This is a genomic window from Streptomyces sp. NBC_00400, from assembly GCF_036048035.1.
Lineage (GTDB): Bacteria > Actinomycetota > Actinomycetes > Streptomycetales > Streptomycetaceae > Streptomyces.
The window spans coordinates 1,076,487-1,097,763 of sequence record NZ_CP107940.1 but is presented as its reverse complement, the minus strand read 5'-3'; the positions used below and the strand labels follow the sequence as shown (position 1 = coordinate 1,097,763).

The 21,277-nt window shown below is 71.0% G+C and carries 18 protein-coding genes; 15 read left to right on the top strand and 3 right to left on the bottom strand.

What is annotated here, in order from left to right:
- Window positions 1–3 precede the first annotated feature (3 nt).
- The 12 genes from OHS81_RS04905 (at window position 4) to OHS81_RS04850 (ending at window position 14,861) form a co-directional block, all read left to right on the top strand.
- Window positions 4–876: a glycosyltransferase family 2 protein gene (locus OHS81_RS04905; protein ID WP_328390905.1), complete on the top strand. Its 873-nt coding sequence runs from the start codon at window positions 4–6 to the stop codon at window positions 874–876.
- 78 nt (window positions 877–954) lie between these two features.
- A complete protein-coding gene (locus OHS81_RS04900) occupies window positions 955–1,884 on the top strand; it encodes an ABC transporter permease (RefSeq protein WP_328382778.1) in 930 nt (309 codons plus the stop codon).
- Window positions 1,877–2,677 (top strand): ABC transporter ATP-binding protein, encoded by an 801-nt coding sequence (locus OHS81_RS04895; protein ID WP_328382776.1) that lies wholly within the window; start codon window positions 1,877–1,879, stop codon window positions 2,675–2,677. Before OHS81_RS04900 ends, OHS81_RS04895 begins: the two co-directional genes overlap by 8 nt.
- A gap of 450 nt (window positions 2,678–3,127) precedes the next feature.
- Window positions 3,128–3,994 (top strand): squalene synthase HpnC, encoded by an 867-nt coding sequence (hpnC, locus tag OHS81_RS04890; RefSeq protein ID WP_328382774.1) that lies wholly within the window; start codon window positions 3,128–3,130, stop codon window positions 3,992–3,994.
- On the top strand, window positions 3,991–4,944 hold the full coding sequence (gene hpnD / locus OHS81_RS04885; protein ID WP_443058652.1) for a presqualene diphosphate synthase HpnD: 954 nt from the start codon (window positions 3,991–3,993) through the stop codon (window positions 4,942–4,944). Before hpnC ends, hpnD begins: the two co-directional genes overlap by 4 nt.
- Before the next feature lie 100 nt (window positions 4,945–5,044).
- The gene (gene hpnE, locus OHS81_RS04880; RefSeq protein ID WP_443058651.1) at window positions 5,045–6,502 is read left to right on the top strand and encodes a hydroxysqualene dehydroxylase HpnE; all 1,458 of its coding nucleotides are present in this window, start codon (window positions 5,045–5,047) and stop codon (window positions 6,500–6,502) included.
- A gap of 53 nt (window positions 6,503–6,555) precedes the next feature.
- Window positions 6,556–7,620 (top strand): polyprenyl synthetase family protein, encoded by a 1,065-nt coding sequence (locus tag OHS81_RS04875; protein WP_328382771.1) that lies wholly within the window; start codon window positions 6,556–6,558, stop codon window positions 7,618–7,620.
- 107 nt (window positions 7,621–7,727) lie between these two features.
- A complete protein-coding gene (gene shc / locus OHS81_RS04870; RefSeq protein ID WP_328382770.1) occupies window positions 7,728–9,776 on the top strand; it encodes a squalene--hopene cyclase in 2,049 nt (682 codons plus the stop codon).
- Window positions 9,776–10,441, top strand: coding sequence for a phosphorylase family protein (locus tag OHS81_RS04865; RefSeq protein ID WP_328382769.1), 666 nt, complete (start codon window positions 9,776–9,778; stop codon window positions 10,439–10,441). Before shc ends, OHS81_RS04865 begins: the two co-directional genes overlap by 1 nt.
- 5 nt (window positions 10,442–10,446) lie before the next feature.
- Entirely contained in the window at window positions 10,447–11,472 is a 1,026-nt protein-coding gene (gene hpnH, locus OHS81_RS04860) for an adenosyl-hopene transferase HpnH (RefSeq protein WP_311621631.1), read from the top strand.
- A gap of 126 nt (window positions 11,473–11,598) precedes the next feature.
- A complete protein-coding gene (gene dxs, locus OHS81_RS04855; protein WP_328382764.1) occupies window positions 11,599–13,479 on the top strand; it encodes a 1-deoxy-D-xylulose-5-phosphate synthase in 1,881 nt (626 codons plus the stop codon).
- Window positions 13,476–14,861 (top strand): aspartate aminotransferase family protein, encoded by a 1,386-nt coding sequence (locus OHS81_RS04850; RefSeq protein ID WP_328382763.1) that lies wholly within the window; start codon window positions 13,476–13,478, stop codon window positions 14,859–14,861. Before dxs ends, OHS81_RS04850 begins: the two co-directional genes overlap by 4 nt.
- A gap of 160 nt (window positions 14,862–15,021) precedes the next feature.
- Here the strand turns inward: OHS81_RS04850 and OHS81_RS04845 are convergent, their stop codons facing one another.
- Together OHS81_RS04845 and OHS81_RS04840 are read right to left on the bottom strand one after the other, a co-directional pair.
- Window positions 15,022–15,672: a hypothetical protein gene (locus OHS81_RS04845; protein WP_328382761.1), complete on the bottom strand. Its 651-nt coding sequence runs from the start codon at window positions 15,670–15,672 to the stop codon at window positions 15,022–15,024.
- Complete coding sequence (locus OHS81_RS04840) at window positions 15,672–16,217, bottom strand: RNA polymerase sigma factor (protein ID WP_328382759.1); 546 nt, start codon at window positions 16,215–16,217, stop codon at window positions 15,672–15,674. The genes OHS81_RS04845 and OHS81_RS04840 overlap by 1 nt, the downstream gene beginning before the upstream one ends.
- Window positions 16,218–16,951: 734 nt before the next feature.
- Between OHS81_RS04840 and OHS81_RS04835 the strand changes: the two genes are divergently transcribed.
- Together OHS81_RS04835 and OHS81_RS04830 are read left to right on the top strand one after the other, a co-directional pair.
- Window positions 16,952–17,365, top strand: coding sequence for a hypothetical protein (locus OHS81_RS04835; protein WP_328382757.1), 414 nt, complete (start codon window positions 16,952–16,954; stop codon window positions 17,363–17,365).
- Entirely contained in the window at window positions 17,362–19,314 is a 1,953-nt protein-coding gene (locus OHS81_RS04830; protein WP_328382755.1) for a hypothetical protein, read from the top strand. Before OHS81_RS04835 ends, OHS81_RS04830 begins: the two co-directional genes overlap by 4 nt.
- Before the next feature lie 73 nt (window positions 19,315–19,387).
- On the opposite strand, the gene OHS81_RS04825 is transcribed toward OHS81_RS04830, so the two are convergent.
- On the bottom strand, window positions 19,388–20,197 hold the full coding sequence (locus tag OHS81_RS04825) for a tyrosine-protein phosphatase (RefSeq protein ID WP_328382753.1): 810 nt from the start codon (window positions 20,195–20,197) through the stop codon (window positions 19,388–19,390).
- A gap of 247 nt (window positions 20,198–20,444) precedes the next feature.
- Between OHS81_RS04825 and OHS81_RS04820 the strand changes: the two genes are divergently transcribed.
- Window positions 20,445–21,245: an SGNH/GDSL hydrolase family protein gene (locus OHS81_RS04820; RefSeq protein WP_328382751.1), complete on the top strand. Its 801-nt coding sequence runs from the start codon at window positions 20,445–20,447 to the stop codon at window positions 21,243–21,245.
- Window positions 21,246–21,277: the final 32 nt, after the last annotated feature.

Sequence of the window (21,277 nt, the reverse complement as noted above, 5' to 3'; positions counted from 1 at the left end):
AGCATGCGGCTCGGTGCGGTTGTCCTGACCATGGGCAACCGCCCCGAGGAGCTGCGCGCGCTGCTGGACTCGGTCGCCAAGCAGGAGGGCGACCCGATCGAGGTCGCGGTCGTCGGCAACGGTTCGCCGCTGCCGGAGCTCCCCGAGGGCGTACGGACCGTCGAGCTGCCGGAGAACGTCGGCATCCCGGCCGGCCGCAACGTCGGTATCGAGGCGTTCGGCCCCGGCGGCAGCGAGGTCGACGTCCTGCTCTTCCTGGACGACGACGGGCTGCTGGCCAGGGAGGACACCGCCGAGCTGTGCCGGGAGGCCTTCGCCGCCGATCCCGAGCTCGGGATCATCAGCTTCCGGATCGCCGACCCGGACACGGGGGAGACCCAGCGCCGCCACGTGCCGCGGCTGCGGGCCTCGGACCCCCTGCGCTCGTCGCGGGTCACCACCTTCCTCGGCGGTGCCAATGCGGTCCGTACGCAGGTGTTCGAGGAGGTCGGCGGGCTGCCCGACGACTTCTTCTACGCCCACGAGGAGACCGATCTGGCCTGGCGGGCGCTGGACGCCGGCTGGCAGATCGACTACCGGTCGGACATGGTGCTCTTCCATCCGACGACGGCACCCGCCCGGCATGCGGTCTACCACCGGATGGTGGCCCGTAACCGGGTGTGGCTGGCCCGGCGCAACCTCCCCGCCGCGCTGGTTCCGGTCTATCTCGGTGTCTGGTTTCTGCTCACCCTCGCCCGCCGGCCGTCGCGACCGGCGCTGCGGGCCTGGCTGGGCGGCTTCAAGGAGGGCTGGGCGACCCCGAGCGGTCCCAGGCGCCCCATGAAGTGGGCTACCGTTTGGCGACTGACCCGACTGGGCCGCCCTCCCGTCATCTGACAAGCTCGTATCTGAGAGCATCAGGCGCGAACCGGGGCGTGGCCCCGGCAGCGCACCTTGAGGACGAAAGTGTCAACTGTGAGCGAGACCACGCACGACGGTGCGGTCGCCATGAGTGCCCCGCCATCTTCCGATGACGGGCTCACCCCTGCCCAGCGGGCCCAGAAGTACGGGCTCTCGCAGAGCGGGGCCCGTCCCTCGCTGCCGGAGTACGTCCGGCAGCTGTGGGACCGGCGGCATTTCATCTCCGCGTTCGCCAGCGCCAAGCTGACGGCGCAGTACAGCCAGGCCAAGCTGGGCCAGGTCTGGCAGGTGGCCACACCGCTGCTGAACGCCCTCGTGTACTACTTGATCTTCGGTGTGCTGATCGGCACGAGCCGGGGCGTCCCCGACTTCGTCCCGTTCCTGGTGACCGGTGTCTTCATCTTCACCTTCACCCAGAGCTCGGTGATGGCCGGTACGCGGGCGATCGCCGGCAACCTCGGCCTGGTGCGGGCGCTGCACTTCCCGCGGGCCTGCCTGCCGATCTCGTTCTGCCTGATGCAGCTGCAGCAGCTGCTGTTCTCCATGGGCGTGCTGGTGATCATCCTGCTCGGCTTCGGGCAGGTCCCGACCTGGTCGTGGCTGCTGGCCTTGCCGGCACTGACGCTGCAGTTCGTCTTCAACACCGGCCTGGCGATGGTCATGGCACGGATGGGGGCGAAGACCCCGGACCTGGCGCAGCTGATGCCCTTCATCATGCGGACGTGGATGTACGCGTCCGGCGTGATGTTCAGCATCGACCTGATCCTCAAGGGCAAGCACGCCCCCGCCTTCGTGGAGGTCCTGCTCAACGCCAACCCGGCCGCGGTCTACATCGACCTGATGCGCTTCGCGCTGATCGACAGCTTCACCGCCGCGAAGCTGCCGCCCCATGTGTGGGCGTTCGCCGGCGGCTGGGCGCTGCTGATGGGCGTGGTCGGCTTTGTGTACTTCTGGAAGGCTGAGGAGCGGTACGGACGTGGCTGAACAGAACGGCATCGAGCCGACCGAGGCCGCCGAGGCCCGTATCCCGACGGTGATCGCGGACGATCTGCACATCGTCTACCGCGTCTACGGCACCGGCGCGGGCAAGGGCAGCGCCACCGCGGCGCTGAACCGGATCGTGCGCCGCAAGCCCTCCACGGGGGTACGCGAGGTGCACGCGGTCAAGGGCGTCTCCTTCACCGCCTACCGCGGCGAGTCGATCGGCCTGATCGGCTCCAACGGTTCGGGCAAGTCGACGCTGCTCAAGGCGGTCGCCGGTCTGCTGCCCGCCGAGCGCGGCAAGGTCTACACCCACGGCCAGCCCTCGCTGCTGGGCGTGAACGCGGCCCTGATGAACGACCTGACCGGCGAGAAGAACGTCCTCCTGGGCGGCCTGGCCATGGGCATGAGCCGCGAACAGGTCCGCGAGCGCTACGACGGCATCGTCGACTTCTCCGGCATCAACGAGAAGGGCGACTTCATCTCGCTGCCGATGCGCACCTACTCCTCCGGCATGGCCGCCCGCCTGCGGTTCTCCATCGCCGCCGCCAAGGACCACGATGTGCTGATGATCGACGAGGCGCTGGCCACCGGCGACCGCAGCTTCCAGAAGCGCTCCGAGGCCCGCATCCGCGAACTGCGCAAGGAGGCCGGCACGGTCTTCCTCGTCAGCCACAACAACAAGTCCATCCGCGACACCTGCGACCGGACCCTGTGGCTGGAGCGCGGCGAGCTGCTGATGGACGGCCCGACGGATGAAGTGATCAAGGCGTACGAAAAGGAGACGGGCAAATAGTCCGTCCCGCAGCCGAAGGCCTCCGTGAGTCCGCCTCGCGGGGGCCTTCGGGCGTGAGGAAAAGGTCAACTCCGTTGACACCTGGAACAGTTCGGGCGTAACGGATATTGACGGGATGGCTGCCCCGGGCTTCGGTACCCCCTCGGACGCGGGCGAGATGTACGGCGTAAGCTGTACGGGTGCCGAACGGCACAAGTGGGATATGTCGGGCAATGCTCGCCCAAGCGGGTGATGCGGGCTCGATCAGGGCGCGGCGCCGACTGCGGCGTGTCCGAAATGGGATGTTTTGTCTTGGCGGTGTAGAACGGGAGACGTGACGGCAATGGCTACTGGTTCGCTCCGGCACCGAAATGCGCCGGGCAGCCCCCGGTGAGCCGAGACAACGAGCAGGCGCGTCGCGCCTTCCTCCGAAGGGGGGCGGCAGGTGACGGACGGGAGCAGACGCGCACCGTGCTCGATCAGGCCGCACACGAGAACTTCCCCGTCGCGCCGTTCTTCCTGCCCCGTGCCTGGCGGACCGATCTGATGGCCGTCTACGGCTTCGCCCGGCTCGTCGACGACATCGGTGACGGCGATCTCGCACCCGGCGGCGGCGATGCCGTACTCCTCGGACTCGACCGCGCACAGTACGACGACCGGCCCGCGCTGCTGGACGCCCTCGAAGCGGACCTGCACCGCGTCTTCAGTGACCGCGCCCCCGGCCCCGGGCATCCGCTGCTGCGCCGCCTCGGCCCGACCGTCCGGCGCTGTGCGCTGACCCCGGGGCCGTTCCTCGACCTCATCGAGGCCAACCGGCAGGACCAGCGGGTGAGCCGCTACGGCACCTACGGCGACCTGGCCGCCTACTGCGAGCTGTCCGCCAACCCCGTCGGCCGCCTCGTCCTCGCCCTCACCGGCACCGCGAGCCCCGCCCGCATCCGCCACTCCGACGCGGTCTGCACCGCCCTCCAGATCGTCGAGCACATCCAGGACGTGGCCGAGGACCTGGGGCGCGACCGCATCTACCTGCCGGCCGAGGACAGGAAGCGCTTCGGCGTCGACGAGGCCGATCTGGCCGCGCCGAGCGGGGGCGCATCGGTGCGCGCGCTGATCGCTTACGAGGCCGAACGCGCCCGTGAGCTGCTGCGTGAAGGCACCCCGCTGGTGGGTAGCGTCCACGGCAGACTCAAGCTGCTGCTGGCCGGTTTCGTGGCCGGCGGACGCGCTGCACTCCAGGCGGTCGCGGCCGCCGATTACGACGTACTCCCTGGACCGCCCAAGCCGACCAAGCTCAGCCTGCTGCGCGAGGTAGGGGCGACATTGCGAAGAGAGGGGTGAGTCGGACCGTGGAGGCAACCGCACACGCGTCCGCGCCGGTGCTCGCTGCGTACCGCTACTGCGAGGCCGTCACCGGGCAGCAGGCACGGAACTTCGCCTACGGCATCCGGCTGCTGCCGGCCGACAAGCGGCAGGCCATGTCGGCGCTCTACGCCTTCTCCCGCCGGGTCGACGACATCGGCGACGGCACCCTGGAACCCGCCGCCAAGCAACGCCGCCTGGAGGACACCCGGGCGGTGCTGGCGCGCATCAAGGACGGCCGGATCGACGAGGACGACACCGACCCGGTGGCCGTCGCGCTGGCCGACGCCGCCCGCCGCTTCCCGCTGCCGCTGGACGGTCTCGACGAGCTGATCGACGGCGTGCTGATGGATGTGCGCGGCGAGACCTATGAGACCTGGGACGAGCTGCGGGACTACTGCCGCTGTGTCGCCGGCGCGATCGGCCGGCTCTCGCTGGGCGTGTTCGGCACCGTACCGGGCGCGCCGGACGCCGAGCGTGCCTTCGAGTACGCCGACACCCTCGGCCTGGCCCTGCAACTGACCAACATTCTCCGGGATGTTCGCGAGGACGCCGGGAACGGCCGTACGTATCTGCCCGCCGAGGACCTTGCCAAGTTCGGCTGCGCGGCGGGCTTCGAGGGGCCCGTGCCGCCGCCCGGCTCCGACTTCACCGGCCTGGTGCACTTCGAGGCGCAGCGTGCCCGCGCGCTGTTCGCCGAGGGATTCCGGCTGCTGCCGATGCTCGACCGGCGCAGCGGCGCCTGCGTGGCCGCGATGGCCGGCATCTACCACCGGCTGCTGACCCGGATCGCCGCCGACCCCGAGGCGGTGCTGCGCGGCAGGGTCTCGCTGCCCGGCCGGGAGAAGGCCTTCGTCGCGGTGCGCGGGCTCTCCGGGCTCGACGCGCGGGCGATCGGCCGCCGGGAGTCCGTGCGGAGGCGCGGATGATGCGCCGGGCGGCGAACGACAGCGGTGATCCCGCGTCAGTGCGGCGGGCAACCCTCCCGGGAGTGGCTGCGTCCCTCACAGCAGTACGGGGGGAGAGCACATGACATCGGAGCCCATGCGGCCCGGCCGGCGGCACGCCCTGCCGTCCGGCCGTCCCGAAGGGGCGGCGGCGGTGGTGATCGGCGGCGGGCTCGCGGGCACCACGGCGGCGCTCGCGCTGGCCGACGCGGGGCTGCGGGTCACCCTTGTCGAGGGCCGGCCCCGTCTCGGCGGGCTGGTCTTCTCCTTCCGCCGTGAGTCCGGCGTCGGCGAGCTGACCGTCGACAACGGCCAGCATGTCTTCCTGCGCTGCTGCACCGCCTACAGCCGGCTGCTGGCACGGCTCGGCGCCGCGCACCTGGTGCCCCTGCAGGACCGGATGGACGTACCCGTCCTCGACGCCGACCGGATGCGGCTCGGCCGGCTGCGCCGCACGGCGCTCCCCGTACCGCTGCACCTCGCCGGGAGTCTGGCCGGCTACCCGCACCTCTCGCCCGCCGAACGCGCCGGGGTCGTCCGCGCCACCCTCGCGCTGAAGGGTCTCGACCCGGCCGACCCCGCCCTGGACCGGCAGGACTTCGGCAGCTGGCTGCGCCGCCACGGCCAGTCCGCCCGCGCGGTCGAGGCGCTGTGGGACCTGGTCGGCATCGCGACCCTCAACGCCCGTGCCGAGGACGCCTCGACGGGCCTGGCCGCCAAGGTCTTCAAGACCGGGCTGCTGTCCGCCCCCGGTGCCGCCGACATCGGCTGGGCCCGGGTCCCGCTCGGCGACGTCCACGACGACCTCGCCCGCACGGCCCTGGAGAAGGCCGGCGTCCGCATCGCCCTGCGCACCCGCGCCGGGGCCCTCACCCGCCGCGACGACGGCTGGCAGGTCACGGTGGAGAAGGGGCCGCACGAGCGCGAGCAGCTGACCGCGGACACCGTCGTCCTCGCCGTACCCCAGCGCGAGGCACACGCCCTGCTGCCCGACGCGGCACTGGACGGCAAGGACCGGCTGCTGGACATCGGCACCGCCCCCATCCTCAACCTCCATGTCGTCTACGACCGCAAGGTGCTGCGCCGCCCCTTCTTCGCCGCGGTCGGCTCCCCGGTCCAGTGGGTCTTCGACCGCACGGATGCCTCCGGGCTGACGGGCCTTCCCGGCCAGGAGCGCAGCCAGTACCTGGCGGTCTCGCAGTCCGCGGCGCAGGAGGAGATCGACCAGCCGGTCGCCAAGCTCCGCGCCCGCTATCTGCCCGAACTGGAGCGGCTGCTGCCCGCCGCCCGCGGCGCCAGGATCCACGACTTCTTCGTCACCCGCGAGCGCACCGCGACCTTTGCGCCCGCGCCGGGCGTCGGCAGGCTCCGCCCCGCCGCCCGCACCCAAGCCCCCGGCCTGTTCCTGGCCGGTGCGTGGACCGCCACCGGGTGGCCCGCGACCATGGAAAGCGCTGTTCGCAGCGGCACTGCCGCCGCTCGCGAGGCACTCACCGAACTCGGCTTCCCCCAGGGCCAGTTGCCTCAGGAGGCGGCATGACTACGAGTACGAGCGCTCCCACGAGCACGAGCACCGGAAACAGAGGAGAAACCGTGAACCCGGCTTCCCCAGCTATCGACACCGAGAGCGTCACCGCGCTGCTGGAGCGCGGGCGGACACTCGCCACTCCCGTGCTGCGTGCCGCCGTGGACCGGCTCGCTTCTCCCATGGACACCGTCGCCGCCTACCACTTCGGATGGATCGACGCCGAGGGCCGCCCCACCACGGGCGACAGCGGCAAGGCCGTACGGCCCGCGCTCGCCCTGCTGTCGGCCGAGGCCGCCGGCGCGGCCCCCGAGACCGGTATCCCCGGCGCGGTCGCCGTCGAGCTGGTGCACAACTTCTCGCTGCTGCACGACGACCTCATGGACGGCGACGAGCAGCGCAGGCACCGCGACACCGTCTGGAAGGTGCACGGTCCCGCACAGGCCATCCTCGTCGGGGACGCGCTGTTCGCCCTCGCCAACGAAATACTGCTGGAGCTCGGCACGGTCGACGCCGGACGTGCCACCCGCCGGCTCACCCAGGCCTCCCGCAAACTGATCGACGGTCAGGCCCAGGACATCTCCTACGAGCACCGCGAGCGGGTCACCGTCGAGGAGTGCCTGGAGATGGAGGGCAACAAGACCGGCGCGCTGCTGGCCTGCGCCGTCTCCATCGGTGCGGTCCTCGGCGGCGCCGACGACCGCACCGCGGACACCCTGGAGCGGTACGGCTACCACCTCGGCCTCGCCTTCCAGGCCGTCGACGATCTGCTCGGCATCTGGGGCGACCCGGACGCCACCGGCAAGCGGCCCTGGAGCGACCTGCGCCAGCGCAAGAAGTCGCTGCCGGTCGTGGCCGCACTGGCCGCCGAGGGCCCCGCCGCCGAGCGTCTTGCCCGGATCCTCGCCGACGACGCGAAGAAGAGCGAGACCGAGATCGCCGACTTCACCGAGGAGGAGTTCGCCTCCCGCGCGGCCCTCATCGAGGAGGCAGGCGGCCGCGAGTGGACCTCTCAGGAGGCGCGCCGCCAGCACGCCACCGCCATTGCCGCCCTGAACGAGATCGAGATGCCGGAAAAGGTCCGCGCACAGCTCGTCGCACTCGCGGACTTCGTCGTTGTACGGGAGAGATGAGCACCAGCGACACCGAATAGATCGCAGTCGCCGGCCGGCGCCAGCCAGGCGCCGGCCGACGGAATCCCTGAGCACGCTTTTGACAGTTCACTGCAGAAGGGGAAGCCATGACAGCGACGACCGACGGAAGTACCGGGGCGCTGCCGCCCCGGGCCCCCTCGGCCAGCGATGCCACCGCTGAGACAACCGGAACAGCTCCGCCCGCGCGCACCGCCACGGCGCAGGACACGGCGGACGCCGCCCGGCGCGCGACCGCCCGCGCCACGGACTACCTGCTCTCCGTGCAGGACCCCGCCGGATGGTGGAAGGGCGACCTCGAGACCAACGTCACGATGGACGCCGAAGACCTGCTGCTCCGTCAATTCCTGGGCATCCAGGACCCGGAGTTCACCGCGGCCGCGGCCCGTCACATCCGCGGCGAGCAGCGTGCGGACGGCACCTGGGCCACCTTCCACGGCGGGCCCGGCGAACTCTCCACCACCATCGAGGCCTATGTCGCCCTGCGCCTCGCCGGGGACGACCCGGACGCCCCGCACCTGGCCAAGGCCTCCGCATGGGTCCGCGAACAGGGCGGAGTCGCCGCGGCCCGGGTCTTCACCCGCATCTGGCTGGCCCTCTTCGGCTGGTGGAAATGGGACGACCTGCCCCAACTCCCGCCGGAGCTGATCTACTTCCCCACGTGGTTCCCGCTCAACATCTACGACTTCGGATGCTGGGCGCGGCAGACCATCGTGCCGCTGACGATCGTCTCGGCGAAGCGCCCGGTACGCCCTGCGCCGTTCGGCCTCGACGAGCTGCACACCGATCCGCGCCGGCCCAACCCGCCGCGGCCGCTCGCCCCCGCCACCACGTGGGACGGGCTCTTCCAGCGCCTGGACAAGGCGCTGCACCTCTACCACAAGGTCGCCCTGCGCAAGCTGCGCGGCGCCGCGATGCGCTCCGCCGCCCGCTGGATCATCGAGCGGCAGGAGAACGACGGCTGCTGGGGCGGCATCCAGCCCCCCGCCGTCTACTCCGTCATCGCCCTGCACCTCCTCGGCTACGACCTCGACCACCCCGTGCTGCGCGCCGGCCTGGCCTCCCTCGACCGCTTCGCCGTATGGCGCGAGGACGGCCCCCCGGGGCCCGACGGCCAGGGAGGTCCCATCCGGATGATCGAGGCCTGCCAGTCCCCGGTCTGGGACACCTGCCTGGCCACCATCGCGCTCGCCGACGCCGGACTGCCCGCCGGCCACCCGCAGCTGGTCAAGGCCGTCGACTGGATGCTCGCCGAGCAGATCCGCCGGCCCGGCGACTGGAGCGTGAAGCGGCCCCAACTCCCCTCCGGAGGCTGGGCGTTCGAGTTCGAGAACGACAGCTACCCGGACATCGACGACACCGCCGAGGTGGTGCTCGCGCTGCGCCGGGTCGAGCACCCCGATCCGCAGCGGGTCGACGCCGCGGTGGACCGCGCGGTGCGCTGGAGCTTCGGGATGCAGTCCAAGGGCGGGGGCTGGGGCGCCTTCGACGTCGACAACACCAGCCCGTTCCCCAACCGGCTGCCGTTCTGCGACTTCGGGGAGGTCATCGACCCGCCGTCGGCCGATGTCACCGCCCATGTCGTCGAGATGCTGGCCGATGTCGGCCGTACCCACGACCCGCGCACCCGCCGCGGCATCGCCTGGCTGCTGGCCGAACAGGAGCCCAGCGGCGCCTGGTTCGGCCGCTGGGGCACCAACTACCTCTACGGCACGGGCTCGGTGCTCCCCGCGCTCGCCGCGGCCGGCATCCCCGCCTCGCACCCCGCGGTGCGCCGGGCGGTGCGCTGGCTGGAGCAGGTGCAGAACGACGACGGCGGCTGGGGCGAGGACCAGCGCTCCTACCAGGACACGGAGGAGTGGGCCGGGCGCGGCGCCTCGACCGCCTCACAGACCGCCTGGGCGCTGATGGCACTGCTCGCGGCCGGGGAGCGGGGCAGCGAGGCGGTACGGCGCGGAGTGCGCTGGCTGACCGCCACCCAGCGGGAGGACGGGTCCTGGGACGAGCCGTACTTCACCGGCACGGGCTTCCCCTGGGATTTCTCCATCAACTATCACCTCTACCGCCAGGTCTTCCCGCTGACCGCCCTGGGCCGCTACCTGGGCGGGGGGCCGGCCGCCGCACCGGTGAGGGTCTGATGCCGCGGCCCCCGGCGGACGCGGACCCGCCCCTGCTGGTCGCCTGTGCGCTCGGCATCGAGCGGTTCGCGCTGCGCGGCGGTGACCGCGGGGGAACGGCGCGAGGGGACGGTCCGCAGCTGGTCACGCTCCGTACCGGCATGGGCCCCCAGGCGGCCGAACGCGCCCTCACCCATGCGCTGCGTGCCGGCGCGGTCACCGAGCGTTCCCCCGTCGTCGCCAGCGGTTTCTGCGCCGGCCTCGCTCCCGGGATGCGCCCCGGGGACGTGGTCGTCGCCGAGGCCACCCGCGACCACCATGCGGACGCGCCGGAAACGCTCTGCCACGACAACGGCCCGCTGCTCCGGGCCCTGCGGCAGCGGGGGCTGACCGTGCACACCGGGCTGCTGCGCGGCTGTGACCACGTCGTACGCGGTGCGGAGCGGGCCGCGCTGCATGCCTCCGGTGCGGTCGCGGTGGACATGGAATCCGCCGTGACCCTCCGGGTGGCCCGGCGGGCCGGCATCCGTCCGGTTGCGGCCGTCCGGGTGGTCGTGGACGCTCCAGAACATGAACTCGTACGCATCGGCACGGTGCGCGGTGGAATATCGGCCTTCCGCGTGCTGCGCTCCGTACTTCCTGTTTTCTATGAATGGCACCGTTCTTTGCTGCTCCCCTGGAGGTGAGCCAGATGGCCATGCCGCTCCGTCAGTCCATCCGGGTCGGGACCTATCTTTTTGAACAGAAGATGATCCGCCGGCGGGAGAAGTTCCCGCTCATTGTCGAGCTGGAACCGCTCTTCGCGTGCAATCTGAAATGCGAGGGCTGCGGGAAGATCCAGCATCCGGCGGGCGTACTCAAACAGCGTATGCCGGTGGCGCAGGCGGTCGGTGCGGTGCTGGAGTCCGGCGCCCCGATGGTTTCCATCGCCGGTGGCGAGCCCCTGATGCACCCGCAGATCGACGAGATCGTGCGGCAGTTGGTGGCCAAGCGGAAGTATGTCTTCCTGTGCACCAACGCGATGTTGCTGCGCAAGAAGATGGAGAACTTCACCCCCTCGCCGTATTTCGCTTTTGCCGTGCACATCGACGGCATGCGCGAGCGGCACGATGAATCCGTCGCGAAGGAAGGCGTGTTCGACGAGGCGGTGGCGGCGATCAAGGAGGCCAAGCGGCGCGGTTTCCGGGTCACCACCAACTCCACCTTCTTCAACACCGACACCCCGCAGACCATCATCGAGGTCCTCAATTTCCTCAATGACGACCTGCAGGTCGACGAAATGATGCTGTCGCCCGCCTACGCCTACGAGAAGGCCCCCGACCAGGAGCACTTCCTCGGCGTGGAGCAGACCCGTGAGCTGTTCAAGAAGGCCTTCGCCGGCGGCAACCGGCGCCGCTGGCGGCTCAACCACAGCCCGCTGTTCCTGGACTTCCTGGAGGGCAAGGCGGACTTCCCGTGCACGGCGTGGGCGATCCCCAACTACTCGCTCTTCGGCTGGCAGCGCCCCTGCTACCTCATGAGCGACGGGTACGTCCCCACCTACCGGGAGCTCATCGAGGAGACCGACTGGGACAAGTACGGCCGCGGCAAGGACCCGCGCTGCGCCAACTGCATGGCGCACTGCGGCTACGAGCCGACCGCCGTCCTCGCCACCATGGGGTCGCTGAAGGAATCCCTCCGGGCGGCCAGGGAGACCGTCGCGGGCAACCGCGGGTGACCGCCCACCGGCGGTGAGCCGCACCCGGGCGCACCGTCGTCCCGGTCCGGCCCGGCTCCTGCGCCACATGGCCGCACGAGCCGGGCCCGGCCGGTCCCTGTCAGCCGAACCGGAGGGGGAGCGCATATGACGATGCTGGAGAACATCCGGCAGCCACGCCACCTCAAGGCGCTCCCCGCGGAGCGCCTTGCCGCACTCGCCGAGGAGATCCGGCACTTCCTCGTGCAGGCCGTCGCCCGTACCGGCGGCCATCTGGGGCCCAACCTGGGCGTGGTCGAGCTGACCCTCGCCCTGCACCGGGTCTTCGACTCACCCGCCGACCGCATCCTGTGGGACACCGGCCACCAGGCCTACGTGCACAAGCTCCTGACCGGCCGTCAGGACTTCTCCAAGCTGCGGGCCAAGGGCGGCCTGTCCGGCTATCCCTCGCGCGCCGAGTCCGCGCACGATGTCATCGAGAACAGCCATGCCTCGACGGTGCTGGGCTGGGCCGACGGCCTGGCCAAGGCCCGAGGGGTGCGGGGCGGCAACGACCATGTGGTGGCCGTCATCGGGGACGGCGCGCTCACCGGCGGGATGGCCTGGGAAGCCCTCAACAACATCGCCGCCGCCAAGGACCGCCCGCTGATCATCGTCGTCAACGACAACGAGCGCTCCTACGCCCCCACCATCGGCGGCCTCGCCGACCATCTCGCCACCCTGCGCACCACCGACGGCTACGAGAAGTTCCTGTCCTGGGGCAAGGACGTGCTCCAGCGCACCCCGGTCGTCGGACCGCCGCTCTACGGATCCCTGCACGGCGCCAAGAAGGGCTTCAAGGACGCCTTTGCGCCTCAGGGCATGTTCGAGGACCTGGGGCTGAAGTACCTCGGACCGGTCGACGGCCATGATATCGCGGCCGTCGAATCGGCGCTGCGCCGCGCGAAGGGCTTCAACGGCCCGGTCCTGGTGCACTGCCTCACCGAGAAGGGCCGCGGCTGCCGGCCTGCTCTGGAGGACGAGGCGGACCACTTCCACACGGTCGGTGTGATGGACCCTCTGACCTGCGCACCCGTCATCGCGGCAGACCGGCCCTCCTGGACCTCCGTCTTCGGCGACGAGATGGTCCGCATCGGCGCCGAACGCGCGGACGTCGTCGCCCTCACCGCGGCGATGCTGCAGCCGGTCGGGCTCGGGAAATTCGCCGCGGCCTACCCCGACCGGGTGTGGGACGTGGGCATCGCCGAACAGCATGCGGTGGTGTCGGCGGCGGGGCTGGCCACCGGTGGTCTGCACCCCGTCGTCGCGGTCTATGCCACCTTCCTCAACCGGGCCTTCGACCAGGTGCTGATGGATGTGGCGCTCCACAAGTGCGGCGTCACCTTCGTGCTGGACCGGGCCGGTGTCACCGGCACCGACGGCGCCTCCCACAACGGCATGTGGGACCTGTCGATCCTGCAGGTCGTCCCCGGTCTGCGGATCGCCGCACCGCGCGACGCCGATCAGCTTCGCGCCCAGCTGCGCGAGGCGCTGGACGTGGCCGACGCACCGACCGTCGTCCGCTTCCCCAAGGAGCCGGTGGACGATCCGGTCCCGGCCGTGGACCGGATGGGCGGTGTCGATGTCCTCCACCGGGCGCCCCATCCCGATGTCCTGCTGGTCGCGGTCGGTGTGATGGCTCCGGTCTGTCTGCGGGTCGCCGAACTGCTCACGGCACGCGGCGTCGATACGACCGTCATCGACCCGCGGTGGGTCAAGCCGGTCGACGACGCCGTCCCCCGGCTCGCCGCGGACCACGCCATGGTGGTGGTCGTCGAGGACAACTGCCGGACCGGCGGCGTGGGCTGGGCGGTCGGCCAGGCGCTGCGGGACGCCGGCGTGGACGTGCCGCTGCGCACCTTCGGCATCCCCGAGCAGTTCTTGGCACACGCCAAGCGCGGTGAGCTGCTGGCCGACCTCGGCCTCACCCCGGCCGAGATCGCCGGCCGGATCAGCGCCGCGCTGGCCCGTAAGGAGAGCCACGCGTGACCGGATTCGATCTCACCGAACTGCTCGCCGCACGCGGCGGCGAGCGCTACGACCTGCACGCCCGCCATCTCAACCACCAGCTCCCGCGCATGCTGCACACCATCGGCTTCGACAAGGTCTACGAGCGGGCCGAGGGCGCCTACTTCTGGGACGCCGACGGCCAGGACTACCTGGACATGCTCGCGGGATTCGGAGTGATGGGCCTCGGACGGCACCACCCCGTCGTCCGCAAGGCGCTGCACGACGTCCTGGATGCCCAGCTCGCCGATCTCACCCGCTTCGACTGCCAGCCGCTGCCCGGCCTGCTCGCCGAGAAACTGCTGACCTGTGCGCCCCACCTGGACCGGGTCTTCTTCGGCAACAGCGGCACCGAAGCCGTCGAGACCGCCCTGAAGTTCGCCCGCTACGCCACCGGCAGACCCCGCATCCTCTACTGCACCCATGCCTTCCACGGCCTGACCGCCGGCTCGCTCTCCGTCAACGGCGAGGACGGCTTCCGGGACGGCTTCGCCCCGCTGCTGCCGGACACCGCCATCGAGATGGGTGATCTGGACGCACTGGCCCGGGAGCTGAAGCGCGGCGATGTGGCGGGGTTCGTGGTCGAACCGGTCCAGGGCAAGGGCGTCCACCCGGCCCCGCCCGGATTCCTGCGCGCCGCACAGGAGCTGCTGCACCGCCACAAGGCCCTGCTGATCGCCGACGAGGTGCAGACCGGCCTCGGCCGCACCGGCGACTTCTTCGCCTACCAGCACGAGGACGGCGTCGAGCCGGACCTGGTGTGTGTGGCCAAGGCGCTGTCCGGCGGCTACGTCCCCGTCGGCGCGACCCTCGGCAAGGACTGGATCTTCAAGAAGGTCTACTCGTCCATGGACCGGGTGCTGGTGCACTCCGCCAGCTTCGGCGCCAACGCCCAGGCGATGGCGGCCGGTCTGGCGGTGCTCTCGGTGATGGAGGACGAGCAGACCGTCGCGGGCGCCCGGCACACCGGCGAGCTGCTGCGCTCCCGGCTCGCCGCGCTGGTCGACAAGTACGAGCTGCTGCACGACGTACGGGGCCGCGGCCTGATGATCGGCATCGAGTTCGGCCGCCCCACCTCGCTCGGCCTGCGCAGCCGCTGGACGATGCTGCAGGCAGCCCGCAAGGGGCTGTTCGCGCAGATGGTCGTGGTACCGCTGCTGCAGCGCCACCGCATCCTGACCCAGGTCTCCGGCGACCATCTCGAAGTCATCAAGCTGATCCCCCCGCTGATCATCGGCGAGCCCGAAGTGGACCGCTTCGTCGAGGCGTTCACGGCCGTCATGGACGACGCCCACGGGGGCGGCGGCCTGATGTGGGACTTCGGCCGGACGCTGGTCAAGGCGCACCTGGGGCGCCGCGAGTAGGCCGGGGGCGGCCGGGGCCGGGACCCGGACCGAGGGGATCCAGGGGGACGACGGGACGCGGCGTATGACGACCTGGCCCGGGACGCACGGTGGATCCCGGCCGCATACGCGGGGAAGCCGGTTGTCCGGCGGGGGAGGCCCGCCGGACAACCGGGTGGGGTCAGAGGCCGGCCGGCAGCCGGCTGTCGGTCAGGAACGTCTGCAGGCTCCTGTCCAGGGAGCGGGCGAAGCCCTGGGCGAGTTCGGAGGACCCGCGTACGGGCACCGGCAGATGCCGGTCGAAGGCGAAGCCCATCAGGCGCGCCATCGCACGCCACACCCGGGCTTCGGGCCAGGGCCCGACGGCCGCGTGGTGAACCGCCAGCAGATGGGCCGCCAGCTCGTCGCCCGCCCCGGCGGCGAAGCGCCACCAGTACAGCGCGCCCTCCCACTTGTCGAGGCTGTAGAGCAGGCAGGCGAATGTCCGGGCGCCCACCGGGTCGTAGTCCGCGGCGAACGCACCGAGCGCATCGACGTCATCGCTGCGCAGCACCGTCTGACACAGCCGCCGGACCTCGACCAGGACAGCCGCGGGAGCGACCGCCGGGTCGAGGAGAGGCGTGGGCCGGCGCCGACGGCGGCCGCGGAGCACCGCCGGGCGGACGGGGACGGGACGGCCGCCGCCGGCCGCCGCGCGGGTGACGCGCGCGGGGGACCGGCACCCCTTGTCGGCGATGGCCTCGGCGAGGCGCCGGGTGAAGGCGGCCACGTCGTGGTCGGCGTACTCGTCGCGGATCTTTTCGGCTTGGAGCCGGAGCACGTTTTCGAGCATCACTCGTCCCTTCCGGAACGTTTCGTCATGATCTCTTTGAGGCGTTGAAGACCGATGCTCACGCTGACCTTCGCCGAGCCGGGAGTGGTCCCCAGCCGTTCGGCGATCTGCTCGTACGACAGTCCCGCCAGGTGGTAGAGGCGCACGGAATTGGCCTGGAGAGGAGCCCGGGACTCCAGCTCGTCCAGCGCGAGGTCAAGCGGCTCGTGGTCACCCAGTTCCTTCAGGTACGAGCTGTCCGGCCGGTCCGGAGGCTCGGCGAAGGCCTGGACGCGCGCGTCGCGGATTTCGCGGCGGTAGAAGTCGCCGATCACGCCATGGAGGATCCGGTAGGCCATCGCCGTCGGATTCACGTGGGCCAGGATCCGCTCCCACTTCGCGTACATGCGGCGGCCGGCTTCGAGGACGGCGTCCTCCGCGTCGCGCCGGTCCCGGAGCCTGAAGCACGCGAGGGCGAGAAACGATTTCTGCTCGCGCTGGAAGAACGCTTCGAAGTCCAGCGGGAGGTCGGCGGTGGACCGGGCCGCGGGGAAGTTCTCGTTCACCGGACCTCCCCGCAGCGCGGGCCCGACGGCGGCCGCGGCACCGCCGGGCCGCCGGGGGCGGGGCGGGTGCCGTGCTCCGGACGGAGGACGAGGTGTGCGCCGGACCGTGGTTGTGGCGCGGCGCCCCCGCACACGTGTCGGTGCACCGCGACCTGCGAGGCGGTGTGGGTCACACGCCGGACAAGGGCGTCGAGTCCTGCGGCGGTCAACCGGTAGGCGCCGAAGGCGGCCAGCGCGTACCAGGGCCATGAGTGCCCCAAGTGCTCCACGAGCCCTCCCTTCAAGAGAGTTGCTGACCACCCGCACTGCGGCGGGTGGGGCGGAACGTGCGTTCCTGCCCCTCTCACCGATGGGGGACCCCCTCAGGGTTAACCGCGACGCACACATAATCAGCCGAACGTGATCGATCAACTGCGCACAGTGCCGCGACCTGCACTTTTCTCGTGGAGGGTGACGGACGACACATTGACTTTATGTTTAATGACCAGTAACTAGCGTTCGAAAACTGCAAGTTCACGCTCGCAAAACGGGGGGTGGCCGGTACAGGGGCCGACGCCGCCGCGCGAGCCGATCGGGCCACGTGTGCTGCTGCCGAGCCCGAAGTGACGGGCGGGTACGGGAGTAAACGGCGGCGTTCCGGGAAGACGTAGGGCGGTCAGCGTGAAGCGCGGCCCGGGATGAGCCGCGCTCGCCGACCTGACTGCTGTTCATCAGGGCAACCACGGGGGAGAACAGTGTCCGACATCAATTCCTTAGTCGGTCAGATCGTGCCCGCGGTCGGCGCGGCAGTGGGCGCCTACGGCGTCAGCGTGCTGAGCCGGGCCGAGGACCAGGCAGCCGATGCGACGGTACGGCTGGGCCAGCGACTGCTCGACCGGATCCTGCGCCGCACTCCGGACCGCGCGCCGATCGAGGCGGCGGTGACCGACCTGGCGACAACAGCCGGAGATCCGGACGCGCTGGCGGCACTGCGCCTCCGGCTCAGGGGCGTTCTGGCGGAAGACCCGTCGCTGGTCGCGGAGTTGGCGGCCTTGCTTCCCGCACCGCCGGCGGCACAGGCCGACGGTGCCCGGGGCGTGGCGGTGAGCGGGAGCGTTTCCGGGATCGTGTCGACCGGGGACGCCGCGATCAACATCCAGCGCCGGTGAGCGGCGAGTCCGGGCCGGCCGACCGGTCTGCGGCCCACATGTCCCAGGACCCGGCCCGCTCCGCCGCCCGGCGCTCGGTCGTGGTCCACGGCGATGTGCAGGGCAACGTGAGCACGGGTGACTACACCCTCAACGTCGTCTACGTCGACGGCAAGTTCGTCGAGACCGAGAGCGTGCTGGAACTGCCGCTGCGCGAGCCCCGTCCCCTGCGGGCTCCCGCCCGGGCCGACCTGTTCGGCCGCGACGAGCTCGTGGCGCAGACCTTCCGGCAGCTGACCGAGGGCACCAGTGTCCAGCTGTACGGGGCTGCGGACGTCGGGAAGAAGGCGATTGCCGAGGAGGTGCACCGGAAACTGGCGGCGCAGGGGCGGCGCGGTCACGTCCTGTCGCCCCGGACCGGGGAGACCGGCACGCTGGAAAGCCTCTACCAGCGGCTCACCGAGGCGTTCTTCGGCAAGACCTTCCTGCGCGGGGTCGACGAGACCATGCTGCACGAGGCCGTCGCCCACGTCTCCGACGTACACCTCACCGTCTTCGACTGCGCACTGAGCCGGGAGGACGTGGCCCGGCTGATGCAGACCTTTTCCGGCTGCACGTTCCTCTTCACGTCCCCGTACCTGACCCTGCCGGACACGGCGGCGGCGCACTTCGTCGAGCCCTTGACCCAAGCCGCCGCGATCAAGCTGCTCAGCTCCGAACTCGGGCTGACGCTGGGCCCGGTCGGCCTGCAGAACCTGCAGTTCGACCACGCCTACCGGATGGCCGAGGGCAAGCCTCAGCGCCTGCGCCAGTACGCGGAGTTCATCAAGGGCTCCGACCAATGGCGTGCCAGGGCGGCCAGGGAGTCCCACGACCAGCCCCCGCCGGTCGATCCGGACCGGCTGAGCCCGCAGCATCAGGCCGAGGCCCTGGCCGTCGCCCTGAGCGAACCGGCCCGCAGCGCGCTGGTCGCCCTGGCGACCTTCGGCGTGCCGCTGACCGATGCCTGGTTCGCACCGGTCACCGGAGACCCACAGGCCGCAGATGCCGGGCCGGAACTCTACGACCGCCGCCTGGTCACCTACAGCGGCGGCACCTACCGGATCACCGAGGACGCCTTCGCCGCGGTCCGCCACCAGAACTGGGCCCCCACCGCGGCGGCCACCGCCGCTGAAGGCCTGACGGCGGGGCTCGCGGCGAAGGCCGCGCCGCCGGGGCCGGACCCGTATCTGCTGCTGACCGTCGCACGCGCCCTGCACGACGCGCAGCAGTGGGTGCTGCTCTCCCGCCTGGTCAGGGTCGCCGCGCCGGCCGCGCTGGCAGCCGGCCGCGGGCAGATCGCGCTGCAGCTCTACATGCTGGGCAAGATCGCCGCGACGCACGGCGGAATGAGCAAGGACCTCAGGTACTTCGTCAGCACCGAGGAGCAGATCCGCAATCTGCTGAAGGGCGACAAACTCGCCGTGGCCGCCGCCCTGGCGATCCTCGCCGCGCCGGTCGCCCCCACGGCGAAGATCGGCAGCCTGTTCGGCTACCTGGCAAAACTCGCCTCCGCCAACACTGCCGCCACGGCGGGAACCGCCGCTGTGGCGGTCGCGGCCGCCACGACCGTTCTGGTGGTGACGAACGCGAACGACGTGCCCGCCGGCTGCGCCGAGGCCAAACAGATCATTGCTCCCACACAACGGCCGACGGAGCTGCGCACGACGAAAGACTTCGTCGACCGGTCCAGGCGTGTGGCGGCGGGCCTGCATGCCGCGGCCGGAAAGGCGGCCGATGCCAAGGTGAAGTCCGCCCTCCAGACCCGGGCGGACGAGCGGAACAGCGTGGCCGACGCCAAGGAGCGCGAGGGTGACGATGCGGGTATGCATCCCGATGTCGTGGCCGCGCTCGTGGCGAGCAAGGCGCTGCAAGAGGAGATCAAGGACACCCAGGAGATCTCCCCGGTCTGCTCCAACGTGCTGGAGTGACACGGGGATCCCGCGCTCCGACGCGCCGGCCGCGGGGCGGGGCGTCGGAGCTCTGGACGGGCCGTGCCGGTGGTCAGTCCGCCAGCAGCTGGTCACGCAGCCGTTCGCGGGTGGCGGGCGCCAGCTTCAGGCCGTCGGTGAGGTACTTCTCCGTCGAGCCCCAGGTCTGCTCGATGGCGTCATAGGCGGCCGCGAGGTAGTCGGTGCGCGCCCCGAACAGCGGCGCGAGCAGTTCCATGACCTCCTGCGACATCCCGACCGCGGAGTTGTCGGAGCGGCGGATCTTGTAGCGCCGGTGGGGATCGTCGGACTTGAGGTAGTCCGCCTCGATGGCGTCCCGCTCCACGCCGACCGCGAGCAGGGTCACGGCAACGGACAGGCCCGCGCGGTCCTTGCCGGCCGCACAGTGCATCAGCGCCGGGACGCTGTCCTCGGCAAGCGCGTTCAGCACCCTGCTGTGGTCTTCGGTACGGGTGGTGATGATGTGGCGGTAGGTCTTGGCCATACGGGCCGCGGCCTTGCCGTCGCCGAGCGCGGAACGCAGCTGGTCCAGCTCACCGTCGCGCACCATCGCCCAGAATTCCGCGCCGTCGGCCGGGTCGGTGAGCGGGATGTTCACATGGCGCACGCCGGGCAGCGTGACATCGGGGCCTTCCAGCTTGATGTCCGAGGCGTTGCGGAAGTCGAAGATGGTGTGCAGCCCGAGGCCGGCCAGAAACGCGGCATCCGCCTCGGTCGCATGGGCGAGGTGCCCGCTGCGGAACAGCCTCCCCTCCCGTACGCGACGCCCGTCCACGGTCGGCAGACCACCCACGTCGCGGAAGTTGCGGACCTCCGTGAGCTCGGGCTGGGCCTGGGGGACCTGCGGCGTCTGCTGCGTCACGCGCGCTCCTCGGGTTCGTTCGCCGACGCCGCTCGTCGGCGAGGCGGGCACTTCCGACGATACGACATTGAGGCAAGAGGCAATCGGGCCGACATGGACGACACCGACGCGCCGCAATGTGCGGGGCAGGTCGCGGCCGATCTTTATTCCAACTTGACAAGAATTTGACTTGGTGGCATTAATCACCCCTCGTCAACCCCTGGTTACGGTGGCGTAAGTCACTTCTTGAGGTGAAGTATGTCGTGACGTGGCAGACGATTCGAAGTACTTCAGCAACGGTGCCCATGGCGCCATCGGGTCGTACGCAGCCGTCGGGGACAGCTTTACAGAGGGGGTCGGGGATCCCGGCCCTGACGGGGCGTACATCGGTTGGGCGGACCGCCTGGCGGTCCTTCTCTCGGACCAGCAGGCCGAGGGGGACTTCCGCTATGCGAACCTCGCGGTCAGGGGGCGGCTCCTGGACCAGATCGTCGAGGAGCAGGTGCCCCGGGCGAAGGAGCTCGCCCCCGCCCTGGTGACGTTCTGTGCCGGCGGCAATGACATCCTGCGGCCCGGTTCGGATCCGGACGCGGTCGCCGAGCGCTACGAGGCGGCGGTCGCCGATCTGCGGCAGGAGGTCGGCACGGTCCTGCTGTGCACCGGCTTCGACACCCGCGGCATCCCCGTCCTCAAGCATCTGCGCGGCAAGATCGCCACGTACACGGCGCATGTCCGGGCCATCGCGGACCGGCACAACTGCCCGGTCCTGGACCTGTGGTCGCTGAAGTCGGTGCAGGACCGGCGGGCGTGGAGCGACGACCGGCTGCATCTGTCCGCCGACGGTCACACCCGGGTGGCGCTGCGCGCGGGGCAGGTGCTCGGGCTGCGGGTGCCGGCCGACCCGGACCAGCCGTGGCCGCCGGAGACGGAGCGCTCGGCCGCCGAGGCGCGGCGGGACAACATCCACTGGGCGCGGGAGCACCTTGTCCCGTGGATCGGGCGCCGGCTGCGCGGTGAGTCGTCCGGTGACCATGTCGAGCCCAAGCGGCCCGATCTGCTGCCGCTCTGAGGGAAACCCGTCTGGAGGTCTCTCTCTGGGCG